Source organism: Pseudooceanicola sp. NS-SX8 (genome assembly GCF_057380755.1).
Genome location: NZ_CM170819.1, coordinates 685,376 through 703,039 on the forward strand (window position 1 = coordinate 685,376; position 17,664 = coordinate 703,039).

The window sequence follows — 17,664 nt, forward strand, 5'->3', positions numbered from 1 at the left end:
CTCACACCTTCATGCCCGGCAGGTTGAGCGAGGCGGTATTGCCGCCATCCACCGGCAGCGCCTGGCCGGTGACGAAGGAGGCGTCGTCGGAGGCGAGGAAGGCGATCGCGGCCGCGATCTCCTCCGGCTGGCCATAGCGGCGCAGTTCGGCGCGGGAGCCGAGCTTTTCCTCCTTCCCGGCCGAGCGGGCGTAGTCGAAGACGGGCGCGGTCATGCCGGTTTCGATCAGGCCGGGGCAGACGGCGTTGACGCGCACCCCGTACTGGCCGAGGTCGCAGGCGGCGGTCATGGTGAGGGAAATCACTCCGGCCTTGGAGGCGGAATAGGCATTGCCCCCCGCGCCGGAGCGGATCCCCGCGACGGAGGCGGTGTTGACCACCGCGCCGGAGCGCTGGTCCACCATGATCCTGCCCACGTGCTTCAGCATCATGGCCGCGCCGATCAGGTTGACGCCCAGCGTGCGTTCCCAGGTCGCCTTGTCGGTATCGGTGATGGGCGAGCGGTCGCAGATCACGCCGGCGTTGTTGGCCAGCGCGTCGATGCGGCCGAAGTGGGCCTGGGCGTAGGCCACGGCCTCGGCCACCTGGGCCTCGTCCGCGACATCGCAGGCGCGGGTCAGATGTTCGCCCTGGCCGTGATCGGGGGGCAGGGCACCGGCCAGCGCGTCGGCATTGCGGTCGAGCAGCAGGACGCGGGCGCCCTCTGCCGCCAGCCGCGCGGCGGTGGCCCGGCCGATGCCGGAGGCGGCGCCGGTGACGATCGCGTATTTTCCTTCGAAACGGGTGATGGCGGGCATTCAGACCTCCTCGGCCGTCTTGACGGCGTCCCAGTAGGGGACGCGCAGTTCGCGCTTCAGGATCTTGCCGATCTCGGAGCGGGGGAGGTGGTCTCTGAACTCCACCTCGGAAATGCGTTGCAGCTTGCCCAGGCGGGCGTTGGCCCAGGTGCGGATCTCCTCCGGGTCGGGATCGCCCTGAGGCACGACGAGGGCGAGGGGCGTTTCGCCCCAGTCCTCGGACGGCACGGCGATGACGGCGACGTCGGCCACCGCCGGGTGGTGGCGCAGCACCTGTTCCAGGTCGGCGGCATAGACGTTGAAGCCGCCGGTGATGATCATGTCCTTGCGGCGGTCCATCAGGTGCAGGAAGCCGTCCTCGTCCAGGCGGCCCATGTCGCCGGTGCGGATGAAGTCGCGGCCTTCGGCGTCGCGCCAGATCAGTTCGGTGGTCTTGTCGGGCAGGTTCAGGTAGCCCGGCGTCATGGAGCCGGAGCGGCCGACGATTTCACCGAAGGCGCCGGGGGGCAGTTCGCGCCCCTCGTCGTCGATGATCTTCACCTCGTTGCCCTCGGGCACGAGGCCGGCAGTGTCCCACTTGGTCGGATTGGCCGCGCAGTCGAGTACGGTGGTCACGCCGCCCTCGGTCATGCCGTAGAATTCCACCAGATTGCCGGGCCAGCGGGTCATCACCTTTTCGATCAGCACCCCGGGCAGCGGCGCGGAGGTGGAGAACTTGCACTGGAAGGCCGAGAGATCGAAGTCGCCGAAGCGGTCTTCCTTCATCAGGCGCATGTACTGGACGGGCACCAGCATGGCATGGGTGGCGCGGTGGCGCTGGGCGAGGTCCAGGAAGCCCAGGGTGTCGAACTTCCGCATCGAGACGATCTGCCCGCCGCCCACGAGGCCGGAGAGCACGGCGACCAGGGTCGTGTTGGAATAGAGCGGCGTCGACATGACCTGCACCGCGGTTTCATCCAGTCCGAAGACCGTGAAACGCCCGAACTGGCGGGAGCGGAAGCGGTGATCGTGCTGGATCCCCTTCGGCGTGCCGGTGGTGCCGGAGGAATAGATGATGTCGAAGAGGTCGTCTGGCCCGACGGGCACCGGGGCGATGGCCGGGCCGGTGGCCCATGCCTCGATCCCTTCGAGCGCCACGGTTTCGACGCCCAGCGCCGGGGCGCGGGGGGCCTGGCTGGCCGAGGTGAAGAGCAGCGGCGCCGCGCAATCGGCGGCCATCTTCGCCAGCGCTTCGTCCGAGGCGGAGAAGGGCAGCGGCACCATGCAGGCGCCGGACCAGATCACCCCGGCATAGAGCGCGAGGTGGGCGGCCGAGTTTTCCGACAGGGACATGACGCAGCTTCCGGGGCCGATGCCCCTTGCGGCCAGCTGCCCCGCGATGCGGGCGGCCAGCGCCGCGAAGGCGGCCCAGTCGAGCGTGCCTGTTTCATCCGTCACCGCGGGGGCATCGCCCCGTCGCGCGGCAGTCCTAGACAGCGCGCATGCGAAGGACATGAACGCCTCGTCCGGCAGCTGCGGTGCACGCAGCCGGACCTGATCACCAGTCATGGTGGATCCTCCTCCCCAGAAGTCTCCTCAGAGGTCTACTCTGTCCGGGCAGCCTGCCATGGCGGCCGGCTGCGCGTCAATATCCCGCAGGTCGGAAAAGTATTCCGCAATGTTGACGGCGCCTTCGGGGGCGGGCATCAAGGAGGCAGGAGTGGAGGAGACCCCTATGTACGATCATTTCCCGATTTCCGATCGGGCGAAGGAGCTGCGCGAGCGGCTCATCGCCTTCATGGATGACCATGTCTTCCCGGCGGAGGAGGTCTATGCGGCCCAGGTGGCCGAGGGCGCGCGCTGGGCCCCGGTGCCGGTGATGGAGGAGCTGAAGGCGAAGGCGCGCGAGGCGGGCCTGTGGAACCTGTTCCTGCCGCATTCGAAGCCGGGCTACGAGGGCATGGGCCTGACCAACGTGGAATATGCCACGATGTGCGAGCTGATGGGCCGGTCCTCGATTGGGTCGGAACCCTTCAACTGCTCGGCCCCCGATACCGGCAACATGGAGACGATCTTCATGTATGGCGACGATGCCCAGCGGGAGGCCTGGCTGAAGCCGCTGATGGCGGGGGAGATCCGCTCGTGCTTTTCCATGACGGAGCCGGAGGTGGCGTCGTCTGATGCCACGAACATCCGCACGGAGATCCGCCGGGAGGGGGATGAATACGTGGTGAACGGCCGGAAATGGTGGTCTTCGGGCGGGATGGATCCGCGCTGCAAGATCGCCATCGTCATGGGCAAGACGGATCCGGCGGCGGAGAAGCACCGCCAGCAGAGCATGATCCTGGTGCCGCTGGACACGCCCGGCGTGACGGTGGTGCGGCCGCTGCACGTGATCGGCTACGATCACGCGCCGCACGGCCATGCGGAGATCGTCTATGACAACGTGCGGGTGCCGGCGTCGAACATGCTGCTGGGCGAGGGCCGCGGATTCGAGATCGCCCAGGGGCGGCTGGGACCGGGGCGCATCCATCACTGCATGCGCTCCATCGGGCAGGCGGAGCGGGCGTTGCAGTCCATGTGCGAGAAGGGGTTGGCGCGGCAGGCCTTCGGCACCTCCATCGCCGACATGGGGGTGACGAAGCACTGGATCGCGGAAAGCCGCTGCGAGATCGAGCAGGCGCGGCTGCTGACCATGCACGCGGCCCACATGATGGACACGGTGGGCAACAAGGCGGCCCGCAAGGAGATCGCCATGATCAAGGTCGTGGGCGCCAACATGGTGCAGCGGGTGGTGGACCGGGCGATCCAGGTGCACGGCGCCCAGGGTGTCTGCCAGGACACCTTCCTGGCTGCGGCCTTTGCCAATGCCCGCACCATGCGGCTGGTCGATGGCCCCGACGAGGTGCACCGCGAGGCCATCGCCAAGATGGAACTGAAACAGTACCGGAACTGAGGGGAGGGGGGCGCTTGAGGGGAGGGGGGCGCTGCCCCCCTCGCTTCGCTCACCCCCGGAGTATTTCCCGCCCGATGAAAGAGCGGGACGGTGCCCGGGGGGCGGCGGACGCTCGCAAGAGGCGTGTGGCGCGCAGCCTGCGGGTTCTCCGGCGGCCTGAAAGGCGCTGCCCCCACCCCTACCCCCACCTCTGCCCGCAGTATGGGCGTGTCGGGGGCCCCGGGTCCTGACGGGTGGGCGTTAGCGTTCTCATCCGCGCGGGAGGCGGAAAAGCCGTTTTGCCGCGGGCGGCGATGTGGAATAACGCCTTCGAAGCCCGAGGAGATTTCCATGCCTTCCATTGATACCAAGCTCATTCCCGCCGACCTGGCTCCCGTGATCGAGGCGCTGTGCAGCACCGGCGCGGCCGTGTCCCGCATCATCGCCCGTGGCCCGCTGGGCCAGAGCCTGGGCGCCGGGGTGGGCGAGAACAGCGACGGCGACCAGCAGAAGGCGCTGGACGTGCTGGCGGACGAGATGTTCGAGGCGGCGCTGAAGGGCGCGGGCGTGGCCTACTACGCCTCGGAAGAGCAGGAAGAGGTGCTGAGCCTCGTGCCCGGCGGCAAGTATGCCGTGGCGGCGGATCCGCTGGACGGGTCTTCCAACATCGACGTCAATGTCACCATCGGCACGATCTTTTCCGTCTTCGAGGCGGCCTCCGGCGCCAACGAGAGCTTCCTGCGGCCCGCGTCGGAGCAGGTGGCGGCGGGTTACATCGCCTATGGTCCCCAGACCCTGCTGGCCGTGACCTTCGGCGATGGCACCCAGCTTTACGTGCTGGATCCGGAGACCGGGGCCTTTGCCCTGGCCGAGGCGAAGATGAGCCTGCCGGAAGCGGCGACGGAGTTCTCGATCAATTCCTCCAACCGGCGCCACTGGACCGCGCCGGTGCTGGCCTATGTCGAGGAGAACGAGGCGGGCAAGACCGGGACCAAGGGGAAGGACATGAACTTCCGCTGGGTGGGGTCGCTGGTGGCGGAGACGCACCGGATCCTGACCCGGGGGGGCACGTTCCTCTACCCCTCCGACGGACGGCCCAAGTACGAGAACGGCCGGTTGCGCATGGTCTACGAGGTGGCGCCGATGGCCTTCCTGGTGGAGCAGGCGGGCGGGCTGGCCACCGATGGGGTGACGCCGATCATGGATTTGACGGCCGAGGCGCTGCATGAGCGGCGGCCCTTCGTCTTCGGGTCGAAGGAAGAGGTCGCGCGGATCGCCGAGTTGCACGGCTGAGCTCGCCCCTGCGGGGCGATGCCTCCGGCGGGAGTATTTTCAGCCATCGAATGGGGGGAGTGTGTCGCTTTTGCGGCGCCCTTTCGCGTTAGAGGGCCAGGGTCAGCAGGAGGCCCAGGCCGGAGATGAAGACCCAGGCGGCAGCGCCGAGGGCGAGGGGTTTCAGCCCCTTGGCGCGCAGGCGGCGGACGTCGGTTTCCAGCCCCATGGCGGCCAGCGCCAGGGTCATCAGCGCCGTGGTGGCGAATTTCACCGGCTGGAGCAGGGCGGCGGGGATCGGCCAGAGCGTGTTGACCAGCACCAGCGCCAGGAAGCCCATGACGAACCAGGGGATGGGCGCGCGGGCGGTGGAGGGTTTGGACCTTGCCGTGGCCCTGGCCGTGGCGGCGCCCAGCGTCAGGATCAGCGGTGCCAGCAGGATCACCCGGCCGAGTTTGGCGATGGCGCCGGTCTGGCCCGCCGCATCGCCGCCCTGGAAGGCGGTGCCCATGACCTGTGCCACCTCGTGGATCGTGGCGCCGGACCACAGGCCATAGGCCTGGGGCGCCATGTGGGTCAGGTGCAGCACCACGGGATAGCTGATCATCGAGAGCGAGCCGAAGACGGTGACGCAGGCGATGGCATAGGCCACGTCCTCGTCGCTGCCGCGGGTGACGGTGTTGGTGGCGATGACGGCGGAGGCGCCGCAGACCGAGGTGCCGGCGGCGATGAGTTGCGCCAGTTGCGGTTCGATGCCGAGGCGGCGCCCCATCCAGAGGGTGAAGAGGAAGGTGAGGGCGAGGCAGGCGGTGACCGTCACGATGCCCTGCCAGCCCAGGGAGGCGACCTGGGCGAAGGTGAGCTGGGCCCCCAGCAGGATCACGGCGAGGCGGAGCAGGCGGCGGATGCAGAAACCCGCGCCCGGGGCGATGTGATGGGCGGGCAGCGGCACGAGGTTGCGCAGGGTCATGCCCAGCAGCATGGCGAGGATCAGCGGAGAGAGCGCGGTGATGCCGAGGGCGCGTTGCAGGCCGATGGCCACAAGCGCGATGCCGGCGCAGAGGCCAAGCCCGGGCAGGACGGGATGGAGGCGGGGCAGGCGGGCCGCGCCCGTGGCGGAGGAGATGGGGAAGGGCATGGGAGTTCCTTTCGCCCCCGGTATCGCCCGGGGTTGATCCATCGGTCCAACGGATAATAATTGTCGAAACGTTCGAAAAATTCGATTGATTGGGGTGCCGGATGAACCTGGAGCAGTTGCGGATCTTCGTTGCCGTGGCCGAGGAGAGCCATGTCACCCGCGCCGCGGGGAGGCTGAACCTGACGCAATCGGCGGTCAGCGCCTCTGTCGCCGCGTTGGAGCGGGCGCATGGGGTCGCGCTGTTCGACCGGGTGGGGCGCAACATCGTGCTGACCGAGGCGGGGCGGAGCTTCCTTCCGCTGGCGCGGGCCTTCCTGGGCGAGGCGGAGGGGCTGCGGCTGGCGCTGGAGGACCTGGCGGAGGAGGTGCGCGGGCATCTGCGCCTCGAGGCGAGTCAGACCGTGGCGAGCTACTGGCTGCCGCAGGAGCTGATGGCGTTCCGGGCGCGGTTTCCGAAGATCACCCTGCAGGTGCGGTCGGGCAATTCGGCGGGCGTGGCCCGGGCGGTGCTGGAGGGGCGGGCGGACCTGGGGTTCATCGAGGACGGGCTGGCGCATCCGGGGCTGGAGGCGCGGCAGGTGGCGGAGGACGAGTTGATCGCGGTTTGCGGGCCGGCCCATCCCTGGCGGGCGCGGGGAGAGATCGCGGCGGAGGAATTTCCCGCGACCAGCTGGATCCTGCGGGAGGAGGGATCGGGCACGCGGGCGGAATTCGCGGCCTATCTTGCCGCGCGGGACCTGTCGCTGGAGATGCTGGACGTGGCGTTGGAACTGCCATCGAACGAGGCGGTCATCGCGGCGGTGGCGGCGGGGCGCTGTGCCTCTGTCCTGTCGTTGCGGGCGGCGCAGGCGGCGCTGGCGCAGGGGCGGTTGATCCGGCTGTCGGCGCCGGTCGCGGTGCGGCCTTTTTCGGTGCTGGTGCACCCGCAGCGCCACCGGACGCGGGCGGCGGCGGCCTTCCTGTCGCAGGTCGGCGCGGCGGCGTGATCTGCGTGCGGGGCGGGCAGCGGGCGCGGGGTGCCGCTGCGGTCGTTGCGCGCGGGCTTGCAATTGCGGCGCCGATCGTCTCTTTCAACCAGATGGTACGGCAAAGGACCCCGCGATGACCGAGGCGAGCGCAACGGAGCCGGAGAAGGACAACCTGGACCGGCTGGTGGGGCTGGCGGTCAAGGCCGTGCGGGCCCAGGGCGGGCAGACCCTGGCGGAGCTGGCGGCGGCGTCGGGCGTGTCGGCGCCGATGATTTCCAAGATCGAACGCGGGCAGGTCTCTGCCTCCCTCGGCACGCTGAACGCCCTGGCGAAGGCCATGGGCGTGCCGATCATCAACTTCTTTTCCGGCACGGTGGAGATGACCGAGGTGTCGCTGGTGCGCGCGGGCGAAGGCCCGGAGGTGCGCCGCGCCGGATCGACCTATGGCCACAGCTACAAGCAGCTGGGCCATGTGGACGTGGATGGCGTGGACTTCGAAAGCTACCTGATCACGCTGGACAACAACATCTCCGGCACGCCGGTGTTCCAGCATGGCGGCGTGGAGTTCATGCACCTGCTGAGTGGCGAGCTGACCTACCGCGTGGCCGACGAGGTTTATGAGCTGAAACCGGGCGACACGCTGACCTTCGATGCCTCCGCCCCCCATGGGCCTGCCCGAAAAGGCGCCGAAAAGGTGACTTTTCTGACGGTGATCTCCAAACCCACCTGAATTTCTCTTGAGGATAATTATTTCCTGAGGGTACATGATTTGCAGAGGCGCCCCGGTGGCGTTCCTGCGATCCGTTTCTCCCTTCGTCCCGCGTGACCGGGCGCTGTCGGCCCATGGCCGGCGGGCGGGAGAGCTGTGCGCGGGGCATCCGGGGCCGTGCGATGGAAAGGAAACGGCATGTCCGCCTGGATCCGGATGATCCCCGACGAGGAGGCCGACGCGGCCCTGATGGAGGTGCTGGCGCTGGCCCGTACCCCTCATGGCACGGTCGACAACGTGATGCGGGTGCATTCGCTGCGCCCCAACACGATGCGGGGGCATGTGACGCTCTACCGGGCGGCGCTGCATGACGACACCAACACCCTGCCGATGTGGCTGCAGGAAACCATCAGCAGCTACGTGTCGATGCTGAACCGCTGCCCCTATTCGCTGGCCAACCACTGGAAGAACGCGGCGCATCTGATCGGCGATGCCGCCCGGGCCAGCGCGATCGAGGCGGCCCTGCTGGCGCGCACGCCGGAGGTTGTCTTTGACGGGCGGGACCTGGCGCTGATGCTCTATGCCGAGAAGCTGACGCTGGCGCCGGGGGAGATGGTGGAGGCCGACGTGATGGCCCTGCGTGACGCCGGGCTGGATGACGGAGAGATCCTGGAGGCGAACCAGATCATCGGATATTTCAACTACGTCAACAGGTTGCTGAACGGGCTGGGCGTCAGCACGGCGGGCGACGTGGTGGGGTACTACGCCGAGGAGGGGGCGGAGTGATGCGCGCGCCGGACTTTTCCGCCACGGGCTTGCGTCCAAGGGTCGAGCTGATGGCGCCGGGCAAGCACCAGGGCAGCATCGAGCTGAGCTGGTCCGACAATGCCAATCCGCTGGGGGTCTATCCCGTTCCCGCGCTCTGCATCGTGGGGGAGGCGCCGGGGCCGTCGGTCCTGCTGATGGGCGGGGTCCATGGCGATGAATACGAGGGGCCGGTGGCGCTGATGTCGCTGTTCCGGGAGCTGGATCCGGCGGAGGTCGCGGGTCGGCTGATCATCCTGCCGCAGGCCAATGCGCCGGCCGCGCGGGCAGGCACCCGTTGTTCGCCGCTGGATGGCGGCAACCTGAACCGGGCCTTTCCGGGCGATGCGAAGGGCGGGCCGACGGCGCAGATCGCCAATATGATCGCCGCCTGCCTGATGCCCGCCGTGGATGCGGTGATCGACCTGCATTCGGGCGGCAAGGCGAGCTGGTTCGCGCCCTCTGCGCTGGCGGCGCGGGGGGCGGACAAGGGGCTGGACGCGGTGAACATGGGGCTGGCCACGGCCTTTGGCGCGCCCGCGACATGGGTTTTGCCCTACTGGCCCGGCAACGGGTCGGTGAACGGGGCGGCAAGCGCCCTGGGCGTCCCCTGCATCGCCGCCGAGCTGGGCGGTGCGGGCGTGGTGGGCCGGGCGCCGCTGGCCTATGCGGAGGGCGGCGTGCTGCGCGCGCTGGTGCACCTGGGCGTGCTGGACCGCGACGTGCCCGCGGGCGCCGTTCCGCGCAACGTGGAACTGGGCACCCCCGGCTTCCATGCCACCGCGCCGGTCACCGGGCTGTATCAGCCCGTGGCCGCGGTCGGCGAGGAGATCGCCGAGGGCGCGTTGCTGGGCCTCATCCATTTTCCCGAAGTCCCGATGGCACCGCCGATGGAGATCACGGCAGGCACCGGGGGCTTCATCCTGGCCGAAACCCGGCGGGCGATGGTTTCGCCCGGCGAATTCCTGGCCTTCATCGCGACAGATATTCCGGAAGGAGCCTGACCATGAACTACGCGGTTGCCCGGCAGACCAATGCCGACGAGATCCCCGTTGTCGATATCACCGCGCTGCGCGACGGCAGCGACCCGCAGGCGGTGGCGGAGGCGCTGCATGCGGCCTCGACCGGGCTGGGGTTCATCTATGTCAGTGGCCATGGCATCCCCGATGATGTCATCGAGGCTGCGCGTACCGCCGCCTATGATCTGTTCCATGCCGACCAGGAGGTGAAGGACAGCGTGAAGGTATCGCCCCAGCACCGCGGCTGGCTGGGCCGGGGCGGGGCGAAGATGCAGGACGATGCCAAGGCGGATCTGAAGGAAAGCTTCATCTGGGGCTTTCAGGACGAGAACGGCGTGACGCCCGAGGATCATCCGCTGCGTGGCCAGAACCGCTGGCCGGAGGCGCAGCCGGGGTTGCAGAAGGCGGCGATGGAATACTTCCACAAGGTGCACGAGGTGGCGCATCACCTGATGCATGGCTTCGCGCTTGGCCTTGGCAAGCCGGCCGATTTCTTCCTGAAGACCGCAGACAAGCCGTTGTCGCGCTGCAGCTTCGTCTACTACCCGCCGCAGGAAGCCAGCATGGGCGAGGATCAGTTCGGCGTCGGGCCGCATACCGATTTCGGCGTGCTGACCGTGCTGTGCCAGGACAATGTGGGCGGGCTGCAGGTGGAGGACGTGAACGGCGAATGGATTCAGGCGCCGCCCATCCCGGGCACCCTGCTGGTGAACGTGGCGGACCTGCTGGCGCGCTGGACCGACGGGGCCTACAAATCCACCCCGCACCGGGTGGTGAACAGTTCGGGCCGCGAACGCATGTCGCTGGTGCTGGCCTTCGACCCCAACCCCGAGACGATGATCGATTCCCGCGATGTCTTCGGCCCCGATCACGCGGCGCAGAATGATCCGATCACCTGTGGCGATTACCTGATCTGGCGCTTCGGCAAGGCCTTTTCCTATCGGAAGGCCTGAGGCGATGCGCGATGAGACGACCCGGACCGCAGACCTGTCCGAAGCGGTGCGCAACATGCTCTTCGCTTGCGGAGGGTTCGCGCCCGGCGACCGGCTGACCATCTGCCGGGAGGATGCCAGCCATGGCTGGTACGACGAAAAGGTGGCCGAGGCCGTGGCGCGGGAGGCCGAGAAGCTGGGCCTTCTGGTGACGCTGAGCGAGGCGCTGCCGCCGGAGCAGGCGCAGCCAGAGGCGCTGGCCCGCGCCATCGCGTCAGATGACAGCATCGTCTACTTTGCTCGCGTGGGCGACCAGGACCGTTTCGGTGCCTCCGGCGCGGTGGGGCGGCGGGTCATGGTCTATGCCCGCAATGCGCCCGACCTGGCCTCTGCCTTTGGCCGGGTGCCCCATGCGGCGATGCGTGCCCTGAAGCTGGAGATCGACCGGGTGCTGTTCGGTGCCGACATGGTGGAGATCACCTGCCCGGCGGGGACGATGATGGCGGGCCGGGTGGCCGACCTGCCGGAGGTCATCGCGGACACGACGATCCGGCGTTTCCCCCTTGGCGTGCCAGCGCCGGTGCCAGCGCGGGGGTTCAGCGGGCATGTTGCGCTGACCGGGGCGCTGACACCCACCGGGAACAATGCCTATGATCCGCCGGTCATGCCATTGACGGGGCGGGTGCTGGCGCAGGTGGACCGGGGCCGGATCACCGGGTTCGAGGGGGCGCAGGCCGATGTCGCCGCGATCGAGAGCCACTATGCGCGGATCTCGCTGAAGCTGGGGATCGACCCCTGGGTCGTGCATTCCTGGCATGCCGGGATCCATCCCGGATGCCGCTTCTTCGGGCCGGAGGGGGCGGACCTGGATTACTGGTCCAACACCGTCTTCAGCTCCCCCAGGCTTCTGCATTTTCACACATGCGGTGCGCAGGCGCCGGGCGAGATCAGCTGGAACCTCATCGACCCGACGGTCCATGTTGACGGCGTGCCGCTGTGGAACGCCGGTGTGCTGGAGCCGCGCGCCTTTCCGTCGCTGGCGGCCTGCCTTGGCGCCCATCCGGAGCTGGAAACGCTGTTCGGGGGCGCGGCCTGCGCAGGAGAGATGAACCGAGAGGATCCGAGATGACCGTTTCGAAACCCACTTTTGCCGAGCGTGCCGCCGGTGCCGTCCTGGGCGGGCTGATCGGCGAGGCCCTGGGCATGGGGCCGCACTGGTACTACGACCTGGAGGAGCTGCGCCGCGAGCATGGCGACTGGATCGACGGCTATGTCGATCCGAAGCCGGGGCGGTATCACGACGGGCTGAAGGCGGGGCAGCTGTCGCAGCCCGGGATCATCGCGGAGATGCTGCTGGACAGCGTGCTGACCGAGGGTGCCTACAGCGAGACGGCCTTTGCCGCGAAGCTGGACGGGGAGCTGTTTCCGCAGCTGAACGGCGATCCGCGTGTCGGGCCGGGCGGCTACACTAGCCAGTCGATCCGCGAGGCCTGGCGCAAGCGGGTGGACGCGGGCCTGCCCTGGGGCCAGGTCGCGGGCTATGCCGACACCACCGAGGGGGCGGAGCGGATCTTCGTGCTGGCCGCGCTGCTGGCGGCGGATCCGGCTGCCGCCGCGATCGCCTGTCGCGACAACACCCGCATGACCCAGATTGACACGACCACGGTGGCCATCACCACCGCCTACGGCGCCGTCGTTTCCGCACTGGTGCGGGGAGAGACGCTGGACGAGGGGCTGGGGCACCGGCTGATGGAGCTGGTGCACGCGGGCAAGCTGCCGTTCCACCATGTCACCAATGCCGGTGAGAGGCCGCCCGAGGCGGGCCAGGCGGAACAGGAGCTGGGCACCAACTTCCCCTCTCCCGATGCGCTGTTCATCGTGGGGTCAGCCGCGCGTGCGGCGGTCGATCCGGGGGTGGTCATCGAACCGGCCTGGAAGGCGTCGGTCGTCTTCGGCATGCCCTGCGCCCTCTACTACCAGATGCCGGCGGCCTATTACCTGGCGGCGCGGTTCGCGGGCGACTTCGAGGGCGCGGTCCTGAATGCTGTGAACGGCGGCGGACAGAACCAGGCGCGCGCGATGCTGACCGGCGCGCTGGCGGGCGCGATGGTGGGGATCGACGGGATCCCGAAGCGGTTCATCGACGGGCTGGAACATGGCGCGGCCCGGCGGGAGAAGGCCATGGCCCTGGGCCGTCTGGCCGCGGCGCTGTCCGACCGGCTGGAGACCAAAGAGCAGGGGACTGCCGCCTGACATGGAGATGCCGCGCGCCATAGCTGCCGAAATCGGCGCCCGTCGCGGGGCGGTGTCAAAACCGCGTGCCGTGGCAGGGCTTTGCCTTGCATCCCGGCGGGAACAGGCGTCGGACAGGGGGGCCGTGCAATGAACCAGATGGCCGCGATGCCGAGGAAGGATATGATCATGGAAAGCACCGTGATCAGCGCCCGGGCGCTGAACAAGTACTACGGAGACTTCCACGCCCTGAAGAACATCGACATGAAGGTCCGGGAGGGCGAGCGGGTGGTGATCTGCGGTCCCTCCGGGTCCGGCAAGTCGACGCTGATCCGCTGTTTCAACGCGCTGGAGTTCATCCAGTCGGGCGAGCTGGTCGTCGACGGGATCGAAGTGACCGAGACCTCGCGCCAGGTGAACCGGCTGCGGCAGAACGTCGGCATGGTCTTCCAGCAGTTCAACCTGTTTCCGCATCTGAGCGTGCTGCAGAACCTGATGATCGGCCCGATGAAGGTGCTGGGCGTCGGCAAGGCGGAGGCCGAGGCGCTGGCGCGTACCTACCTGGAACGCGTCCATATCCCCAACCAGGCGGACAAGTACCCGCACCAGCTGTCCGGCGGGCAGCAGCAGCGGGTCGCGATCGCGCGGTCGCTGTGCATGAAGAGCCGGGTCCTGCTGTTCGACGAACCGACATCGGCCCTGGATCCGGAGATGATCAACGAGGTGCTGGATGTCATGGTCGAACTGGCCGACACCGGCATCACCATGGTCTGCGTCACCCACGAGATGGGATTTGCCCGGAAGGTGGCGGACCGGGTGATCTTCATGGACGCGGGCGAGATCGTCGAGGAGGGCACGCCAGAGGAGTTCTTCGGCAATCCCAGGACCGAGCGCGGCCGCGACTTCCTTGGCAAGATCCTGGCGCACTGATGGTCGAGACGATCACGGTCCCCTCTGCCGACGGGCAGGACAGCAAGCCACTGGCGCCCCTGGCGGAGCACAGGCGCTATCGCAGTTTCCTGCACAGCCCGGCCGGGCAGGTGGGGATCTACCTGGTGCTGCTGGGCCTGTTCATCTACCTGGCCTACGCCGGAGCGGCCCGGATGGGCTACAACTGGCAATGGTACAACATCCCGCGCTACCTGGTGACGCGCACCGACAGCGGCGCGCTTGTGCCGGGGTTGCTGATCCGCGGGCTGGGAATGTCGCTGGCGCTGTCGGGCGGATCCTTCGTGCTGGCGCTGCTGTTCGGGGTGGTCATCGCCCTGTTGCGGCTGTCCGACCTGGTGGTGGGGCGTGGCGTGGCGCTGGTCTTCCTTGAACTGGTGCGCAACCTGCCGTTCCTGGTGCTGGTCTACCTGTTCTACTTCGTGCTGGGCCCGATCTTCGGCTGGGATCGCCTGACGGCGGCCGTGCTGGTGCTGGCCGTGTTCCACAGCGCGCTGGTGTCCGAGATCATCCGCGCGGGCATCAATGCGGTGCCGCTGGGCCAGTGGGAGGGTGCCAAGTCCATCGGCATGTCGCGCCTGCAGGCCTATCGCTACATTGTCCTGCCGCAGGCCCTGCGCATGATGCTGCCGCCGCTGACCGGCGAGGCGATCCAGCTGATCAAATCCTCTGCCATCGTCAGCGTCATCGGCGTTGCCGAACTGACGACCGTGGGCCGGGACATCGTCTCCGACACCTACATGAGCTTCGAAACCTGGTTCACAGTTGCCGCCCTCTACCTCGTGCTGACCGTTTCCCTTTCCTTCGGTGTCAGCAGGTTGGAACGGCGGCTCAAACGGCGAGGGCGGGCATGAAACGACCCGCCCCGCTGCCCTCAACTTCCCCTGATATGTCCAACGAAAGGTAACTCCCATGAAGACGACCCTGAAGCGCCTGGCCGGCATGGCCGCAGGCGCGGTCCTGATGGCCGGTGCCGCGGCGGCGCCCGCGCAGGCCCAGTCCACCACCCAATCGCTGAGCTCCGAATCCGTGATCGAGACGATCAAGAAGGACGGGGTCATGCGCGTCGGCATTTCCATGTTCAAACCCTGGACCATGCGCGACGTGAACGGCGACCTGATCGGGTTCGAGATCGACGTGGCCACCAAGCTGGCCGAGGACATGGGCGTGGATGTCGAGTTCATCCCCACCGCCTGGGACGGGATCATCCCGGCGCTGATCTCCGGCAGCTTCGACGTGATCATTTCCGGCATGTCGGTGACCACCGCGCGGAACCTGACCGTCAACTTCTCCATCCCCTATGCCTATTCCGGTGCCGCGCTCTTCGCGAACAAGGACCTGGCCGCAGGGCTGACCACGCAGGAGGACTTCAACAGCCCCGATGTGACCATCGCGACGCTGCGGGCCTCCATGGGGGAGGCGACGGCCAAGTCGCTGTTCCCGAAAGCGAAGGTGATCTACTACGATGACGTCAGCGTGCCCTTCCAGGAAGTGCTGAACGGCAATGCGACCGCCGGTCTGGCGAGCCAGACCATGTCGGCCGCCGAAACCAAGCGCTATCCCGATACCCTGGTGATGCCGGTCGATCAGCTGACCTACCGGATCCCGTCGGCGATCGCGGTGCGCAAGGGCGACCCGGATGCGCTGAACCTGTTCGACAGCTGGATCACCCTGAACACCGAGAACGGCTGGCTGAAGGACCGCTGGGCCTACTGGTTCACCACCGAGGACTGGGCCGACCAGGTTCCCGAGTAAGCCCGGGCGCGCGGGCGGCAATCCCCCTGCCGCCCGCGTCGCGCGATCATCTGCCACGGCCAAGCGGAGCAATGCCATGCTGACCAAGCTGAAACGCCTGCACTGGGGCGACTGGGTGATCCTGGCGGTCGTCGCGCTGTTCCTGGGCTATGTCGCCATGCAGATCGGCGGCACGCTGAACTACAAGTGGCGCTGGCATCTGATCCCCAATTACATCGTCGGCTGGCATACGAAGCGGCAGGAATGGTTCGCCAATGTCCTGTTGCAGGGCCTGATGATGACGATCCGCATCTCTCTTTATGCCTCGGTCCTGGCGCTGGTGCTGGGGGTGGTGCTGGGCCTGGCGCGGACCTCGCACAGCCTGGCGGTGCGGCTGCTGGCGCGCACCTACCTGGAGCTCTTGCGCAACATCCCCGCGGTGGTGGTGGTGTTCATCTTCTACTTCTTCCTGTCCACGTCGCTGATCGACGCCCTTGGCGTCGAACGCTGGGCCCGCGGCATCGCGCGGTCCGACGACGTGGCGGTCTGGACCTTCTTCTTCGGGGACATGCGCCTGTTTCCGAAACTGATTTCCGGGGTCATCGTCCTGGCCCTGTTCGAAAGCGCCTTCGTGGGGGAGATCATCCGCTCCGGCATCGAGGATGTGCCCGATGGCCAGCGCGAGGCCGCCCGGTCGATCGGCATGAACCGGTTCCAGGAGATGCGCTACATCATCCTGCCGCAGGCGCTGAAGCGGGTGGTGCCGCCGCTGGCGAACCAGTTCATCTCGCTCATCAAGGACAGCGCCATCGTGTCCCTGATCTCGATCCAGGACCTGACGTTCAAGACGATGGAACTGGTGGCTTCCACCCGGATGGTCTTTGAGGCCTGGCTGACATGCGCCGCCTTCTACTTCGTCATCAGTTTCGCGCTGTCGCGGCTTTTCGCGCGGCTGGAGCGGACCCGGGGCTGAGGCCCCCAGCAAAGGAAATCCGAGATGCTGACAAAGTCCCCGATCAAGGTGAGCCCCCGGGCGGGCATTGCCGACATCCCGCGGCTGCCGGCCGCCGCCCTTGCGCCCAAGCCGGAGGGCGCCGTGGGACTGGACGCGAACGAGAACCGCTTCGGCGCCTCCCCCCGTGTGCGGGAGGCCATGCGCGCCGAACTGGAGAGCGGGATGGAAGCCGGTTACCCGTCGATCGAGGCCGTCCCGCTGAACCGGGCGCTGGCGGAGCTGCACGGGCTGGAACCGGGGATGGTCGTTTCGGCTGGTGGCGGGGAACTGCTGCTGCCGCTGGCGCTGGTGGCCTTTGCCGGGACGGGGGACGAGGTGGTCTACTTCGGGGATGGCTTCGTGAAATTCCGGGGCTACATCCTGACCTCGGGCGCAACGCCGGTGGCGGTGTCGCGTGAGGGCGACCCGGTGCAGAACCTGCTGGATGCGGTCACCCCGCGCACACGGGTGGTGTTGTTCGACAATCCCGGAAACCCCACCGGCAGGATGCTCAGTGCCGAAGAGGTCGCCCGGCTGCGGCTTGGCCTGCCGGAGCATGTCCTTTTGATGCTGGACGAAGCCTACATGGAGTTCACCGATATCGGTCGGCTGGGGCTGGACCTGCTGCCGGGGCAGGGCAACGTGCTGGTCTTCCGGACCCTGTCGAAGGCCTATGGGCTGGCGGGGCTGCGGGTGGGCTGGGCCGCAGGTGCCGAAGAGCTGATCGAACATGTCAAACGGGTGGTCCCCACCTTTCCGCTTTCGCGGCTGACGCTGGCCGGGGCGCTGGCCGCCGTGACCGACCAGGCGTACCTGGACCGGACCCTGGCACAGATGCGCGCGACCCGCGCGGAGGTGACGCGGCGCCTGCGCGCGGCCGGCTGGGACGTGCCCGACAGCCAGGGGAACTTCGTCCTGGTGCGCGGCGGAGAAGCACGCGACGTGCTGGCGGTGCAGGGCGCTCTGGCCGACGCGGGGATCCTGGTGCGCAGCATGCCGGACTTCTTCGGCGCCCCCGCCATGCGGGTTACCATCGGGACCGAGGCAGACATGGCGCCCTTCCTGGCAGCGCTCGGGGCGTAACTGCCCGCAGAGGGGGCAGGTGTCCTCAAAAATGTATCTACAGTAAATTTGTTTCTTGAAGGTAGTTTTTCACACCCCCAGGCTGGGGGAGATCCGACCCACGGCTCCGATATGAGCCCCA

17 protein-coding genes are annotated in these 17,664 nt (G+C 67.9%); 14 read left to right on the plus strand and 3 right to left on the minus strand.

The window, feature by feature from the left end:
• Position 1: 1 nt before the first annotated feature.
• On the minus strand, positions 2 to 796 hold the full coding sequence (locus AC2IR1_RS03120; protein WP_486474822.1) for an SDR family NAD(P)-dependent oxidoreductase: 795 nt from the start codon (positions 794 to 796) through the stop codon (positions 2 to 4).
• A complete protein-coding gene (locus AC2IR1_RS03125) occupies positions 797 to 2,344 on the minus strand; it encodes a class I adenylate-forming enzyme family protein (protein WP_486474823.1) in 1,548 nt (515 codons plus the stop codon).
• Positions 2,345 to 2,510: 166 nt separating this feature from the next.
• On the opposite strand from AC2IR1_RS03125, the gene AC2IR1_RS03130 reads away from it, so the two are divergent.
• A complete protein-coding gene (locus tag AC2IR1_RS03130; RefSeq protein ID WP_486474824.1) occupies positions 2,511 to 3,731 on the plus strand; it encodes an acyl-CoA dehydrogenase family protein in 1,221 nt (406 codons plus the stop codon).
• A 324-nt stretch (positions 3,732 to 4,055) separates the two neighbouring features.
• Entirely contained in the window at positions 4,056 to 5,003 is a 948-nt protein-coding gene (locus AC2IR1_RS03135) for a class 1 fructose-bisphosphatase (RefSeq protein ID WP_486476365.1), read from the plus strand.
• Positions 5,004 to 5,091: 88 nt separating this feature from the next.
• Here AC2IR1_RS03135 and AC2IR1_RS03140 read toward each other — a convergent pair whose 3' ends face one another.
• Positions 5,092 to 6,120, minus strand: coding sequence for a YeiH family protein (locus AC2IR1_RS03140; RefSeq protein ID WP_486474825.1), 1,029 nt, complete (start codon positions 6,118 to 6,120; stop codon positions 5,092 to 5,094).
• Between the two features lie 101 nt (positions 6,121 to 6,221).
• Between AC2IR1_RS03140 and AC2IR1_RS03145 the strand changes: the two genes are divergently transcribed.
• The 12 genes from AC2IR1_RS03145 (at position 6,222) to AC2IR1_RS03200 (ending at position 17,543) form a co-directional block, all read left to right on the plus strand.
• Entirely contained in the window at positions 6,222 to 7,106 is an 885-nt protein-coding gene (locus tag AC2IR1_RS03145) for a LysR substrate-binding domain-containing protein (RefSeq protein ID WP_486474826.1), read from the plus strand.
• 115 nt (positions 7,107 to 7,221) lie between these two features.
• A complete protein-coding gene (locus AC2IR1_RS03150; RefSeq protein ID WP_486474827.1) occupies positions 7,222 to 7,818 on the plus strand; it encodes a helix-turn-helix domain-containing protein in 597 nt (198 codons plus the stop codon).
• A gap of 177 nt (positions 7,819 to 7,995) precedes the next feature.
• On the plus strand, positions 7,996 to 8,583 hold the full coding sequence (locus AC2IR1_RS03155) for a carboxymuconolactone decarboxylase family protein (protein WP_486474828.1): 588 nt from the start codon (positions 7,996 to 7,998) through the stop codon (positions 8,581 to 8,583).
• Complete coding sequence (locus AC2IR1_RS03160; protein ID WP_486474829.1) at positions 8,583 to 9,605, plus strand: succinylglutamate desuccinylase/aspartoacylase family protein; 1,023 nt, start codon at positions 8,583 to 8,585, stop codon at positions 9,603 to 9,605. The genes AC2IR1_RS03155 and AC2IR1_RS03160 overlap by 1 nt, the downstream gene beginning before the upstream one ends.
• 2 nt (positions 9,606 to 9,607) lie before the next feature.
• Positions 9,608 to 10,573: an isopenicillin N synthase family dioxygenase gene (locus AC2IR1_RS03165; protein WP_486474830.1), complete on the plus strand. Its 966-nt coding sequence runs from the start codon at positions 9,608 to 9,610 to the stop codon at positions 10,571 to 10,573.
• 4 nt (positions 10,574 to 10,577) lie between these two features.
• Complete coding sequence (locus AC2IR1_RS03170) at positions 10,578 to 11,681, plus strand: hypothetical protein (RefSeq protein ID WP_486474831.1); 1,104 nt, start codon at positions 10,578 to 10,580, stop codon at positions 11,679 to 11,681.
• Positions 11,678 to 12,805 (plus strand): ADP-ribosylglycohydrolase family protein, encoded by a 1,128-nt coding sequence (locus tag AC2IR1_RS03175; protein ID WP_486474832.1) that lies wholly within the window; start codon positions 11,678 to 11,680, stop codon positions 12,803 to 12,805. Before AC2IR1_RS03170 ends, AC2IR1_RS03175 begins: the two co-directional genes overlap by 4 nt.
• Positions 12,806 to 12,973: 168 nt before the next feature.
• Positions 12,974 to 13,714: an amino acid ABC transporter ATP-binding protein gene (locus AC2IR1_RS03180; protein WP_486474833.1), complete on the plus strand. Its 741-nt coding sequence runs from the start codon at positions 12,974 to 12,976 to the stop codon at positions 13,712 to 13,714.
• Positions 13,714 to 14,586: an amino acid ABC transporter permease gene (locus AC2IR1_RS03185; protein ID WP_486474834.1), complete on the plus strand. Its 873-nt coding sequence runs from the start codon at positions 13,714 to 13,716 to the stop codon at positions 14,584 to 14,586. The genes AC2IR1_RS03180 and AC2IR1_RS03185 overlap by 1 nt, the downstream gene beginning before the upstream one ends.
• 58 nt (positions 14,587 to 14,644) lie before the next feature.
• A complete protein-coding gene (locus AC2IR1_RS03190; RefSeq protein WP_486474835.1) occupies positions 14,645 to 15,487 on the plus strand; it encodes a transporter substrate-binding domain-containing protein in 843 nt (280 codons plus the stop codon).
• Positions 15,488 to 15,563: 76 nt separating this feature from the next.
• Positions 15,564 to 16,439 carry an amino acid ABC transporter permease gene (locus AC2IR1_RS03195; RefSeq protein WP_486474836.1) on the plus strand — a complete coding sequence of 292 codons (876 nt, stop codon included), beginning with the start codon at positions 15,564 to 15,566 and terminating at the stop codon, positions 16,437 to 16,439.
• Between the two features lie 24 nt (positions 16,440 to 16,463).
• The gene (locus AC2IR1_RS03200) at positions 16,464 to 17,543 is read left to right on the plus strand and encodes a pyridoxal phosphate-dependent aminotransferase (protein ID WP_486474837.1); all 1,080 of its coding nucleotides are present in this window, start codon (positions 16,464 to 16,466) and stop codon (positions 17,541 to 17,543) included.
• The last annotated feature ends 121 nt before the right edge of the window (positions 17,544 to 17,664 follow it).

Excerpts from the sequence above, each read along its gene's own strand:
- AC2IR1_RS03180 (WP_486474833.1), top strand. The coding sequence starts at position 12,974 with ATGGAAAGCACCGTGATCAGCGCCCGGGCGCTGAACAAGTACTACGGA.
- AC2IR1_RS03190 (WP_486474835.1), top strand. The coding sequence starts at position 14,645 with ATGAAGACGACCCTGAAGCGCCTGGCCGGCATGGCCGCAGGCGCGGTC.
- AC2IR1_RS03175 (WP_486474832.1), top strand. The coding sequence starts at position 11,678 with ATGACCGTTTCGAAACCCACTTTTGCCGAGCGTGCCGCCGGTGCCGTC.
- AC2IR1_RS03170 (WP_486474831.1), top strand. The coding sequence starts at position 10,578 with ATGCGCGATGAGACGACCCGGACCGCAGACCTGTCCGAAGCGGTGCGC.
- AC2IR1_RS03195 (WP_486474836.1), top strand. The coding sequence starts at position 15,564 with ATGCTGACCAAGCTGAAACGCCTGCACTGGGGCGACTGGGTGATCCTG.
- AC2IR1_RS03130 (WP_486474824.1), top strand. The coding sequence starts at position 2,511 with ATGTACGATCATTTCCCGATTTCCGATCGGGCGAAGGAGCTGCGCGAG.
- AC2IR1_RS03155 (WP_486474828.1), top strand. The coding sequence starts at position 7,996 with ATGTCCGCCTGGATCCGGATGATCCCCGACGAGGAGGCCGACGCGGCC.
- AC2IR1_RS03185 (WP_486474834.1), top strand. The coding sequence starts at position 13,714 with ATGGTCGAGACGATCACGGTCCCCTCTGCCGACGGGCAGGACAGCAAG.
- AC2IR1_RS03120 (WP_486474822.1), bottom strand. The coding sequence starts at position 796 with ATGCCCGCCATCACCCGTTTCGAAGGAAAATACGCGATCGTCACCGGC.
- AC2IR1_RS03160 (WP_486474829.1), top strand. The coding sequence starts at position 8,583 with ATGCGCGCGCCGGACTTTTCCGCCACGGGCTTGCGTCCAAGGGTCGAG.
- AC2IR1_RS03150 (WP_486474827.1), top strand. The coding sequence starts at position 7,222 with ATGACCGAGGCGAGCGCAACGGAGCCGGAGAAGGACAACCTGGACCGG.
- AC2IR1_RS03140 (WP_486474825.1), bottom strand. The coding sequence starts at position 6,120 with ATGCCCTTCCCCATCTCCTCCGCCACGGGCGCGGCCCGCCTGCCCCGC.
- AC2IR1_RS03125 (WP_486474823.1), bottom strand. The coding sequence starts at position 2,344 with ATGACTGGTGATCAGGTCCGGCTGCGTGCACCGCAGCTGCCGGACGAG.
- AC2IR1_RS03165 (WP_486474830.1), top strand. The coding sequence starts at position 9,608 with ATGAACTACGCGGTTGCCCGGCAGACCAATGCCGACGAGATCCCCGTT.
- AC2IR1_RS03145 (WP_486474826.1), top strand. The coding sequence starts at position 6,222 with ATGAACCTGGAGCAGTTGCGGATCTTCGTTGCCGTGGCCGAGGAGAGC.
- AC2IR1_RS03200 (WP_486474837.1), top strand. The coding sequence starts at position 16,464 with ATGCTGACAAAGTCCCCGATCAAGGTGAGCCCCCGGGCGGGCATTGCC.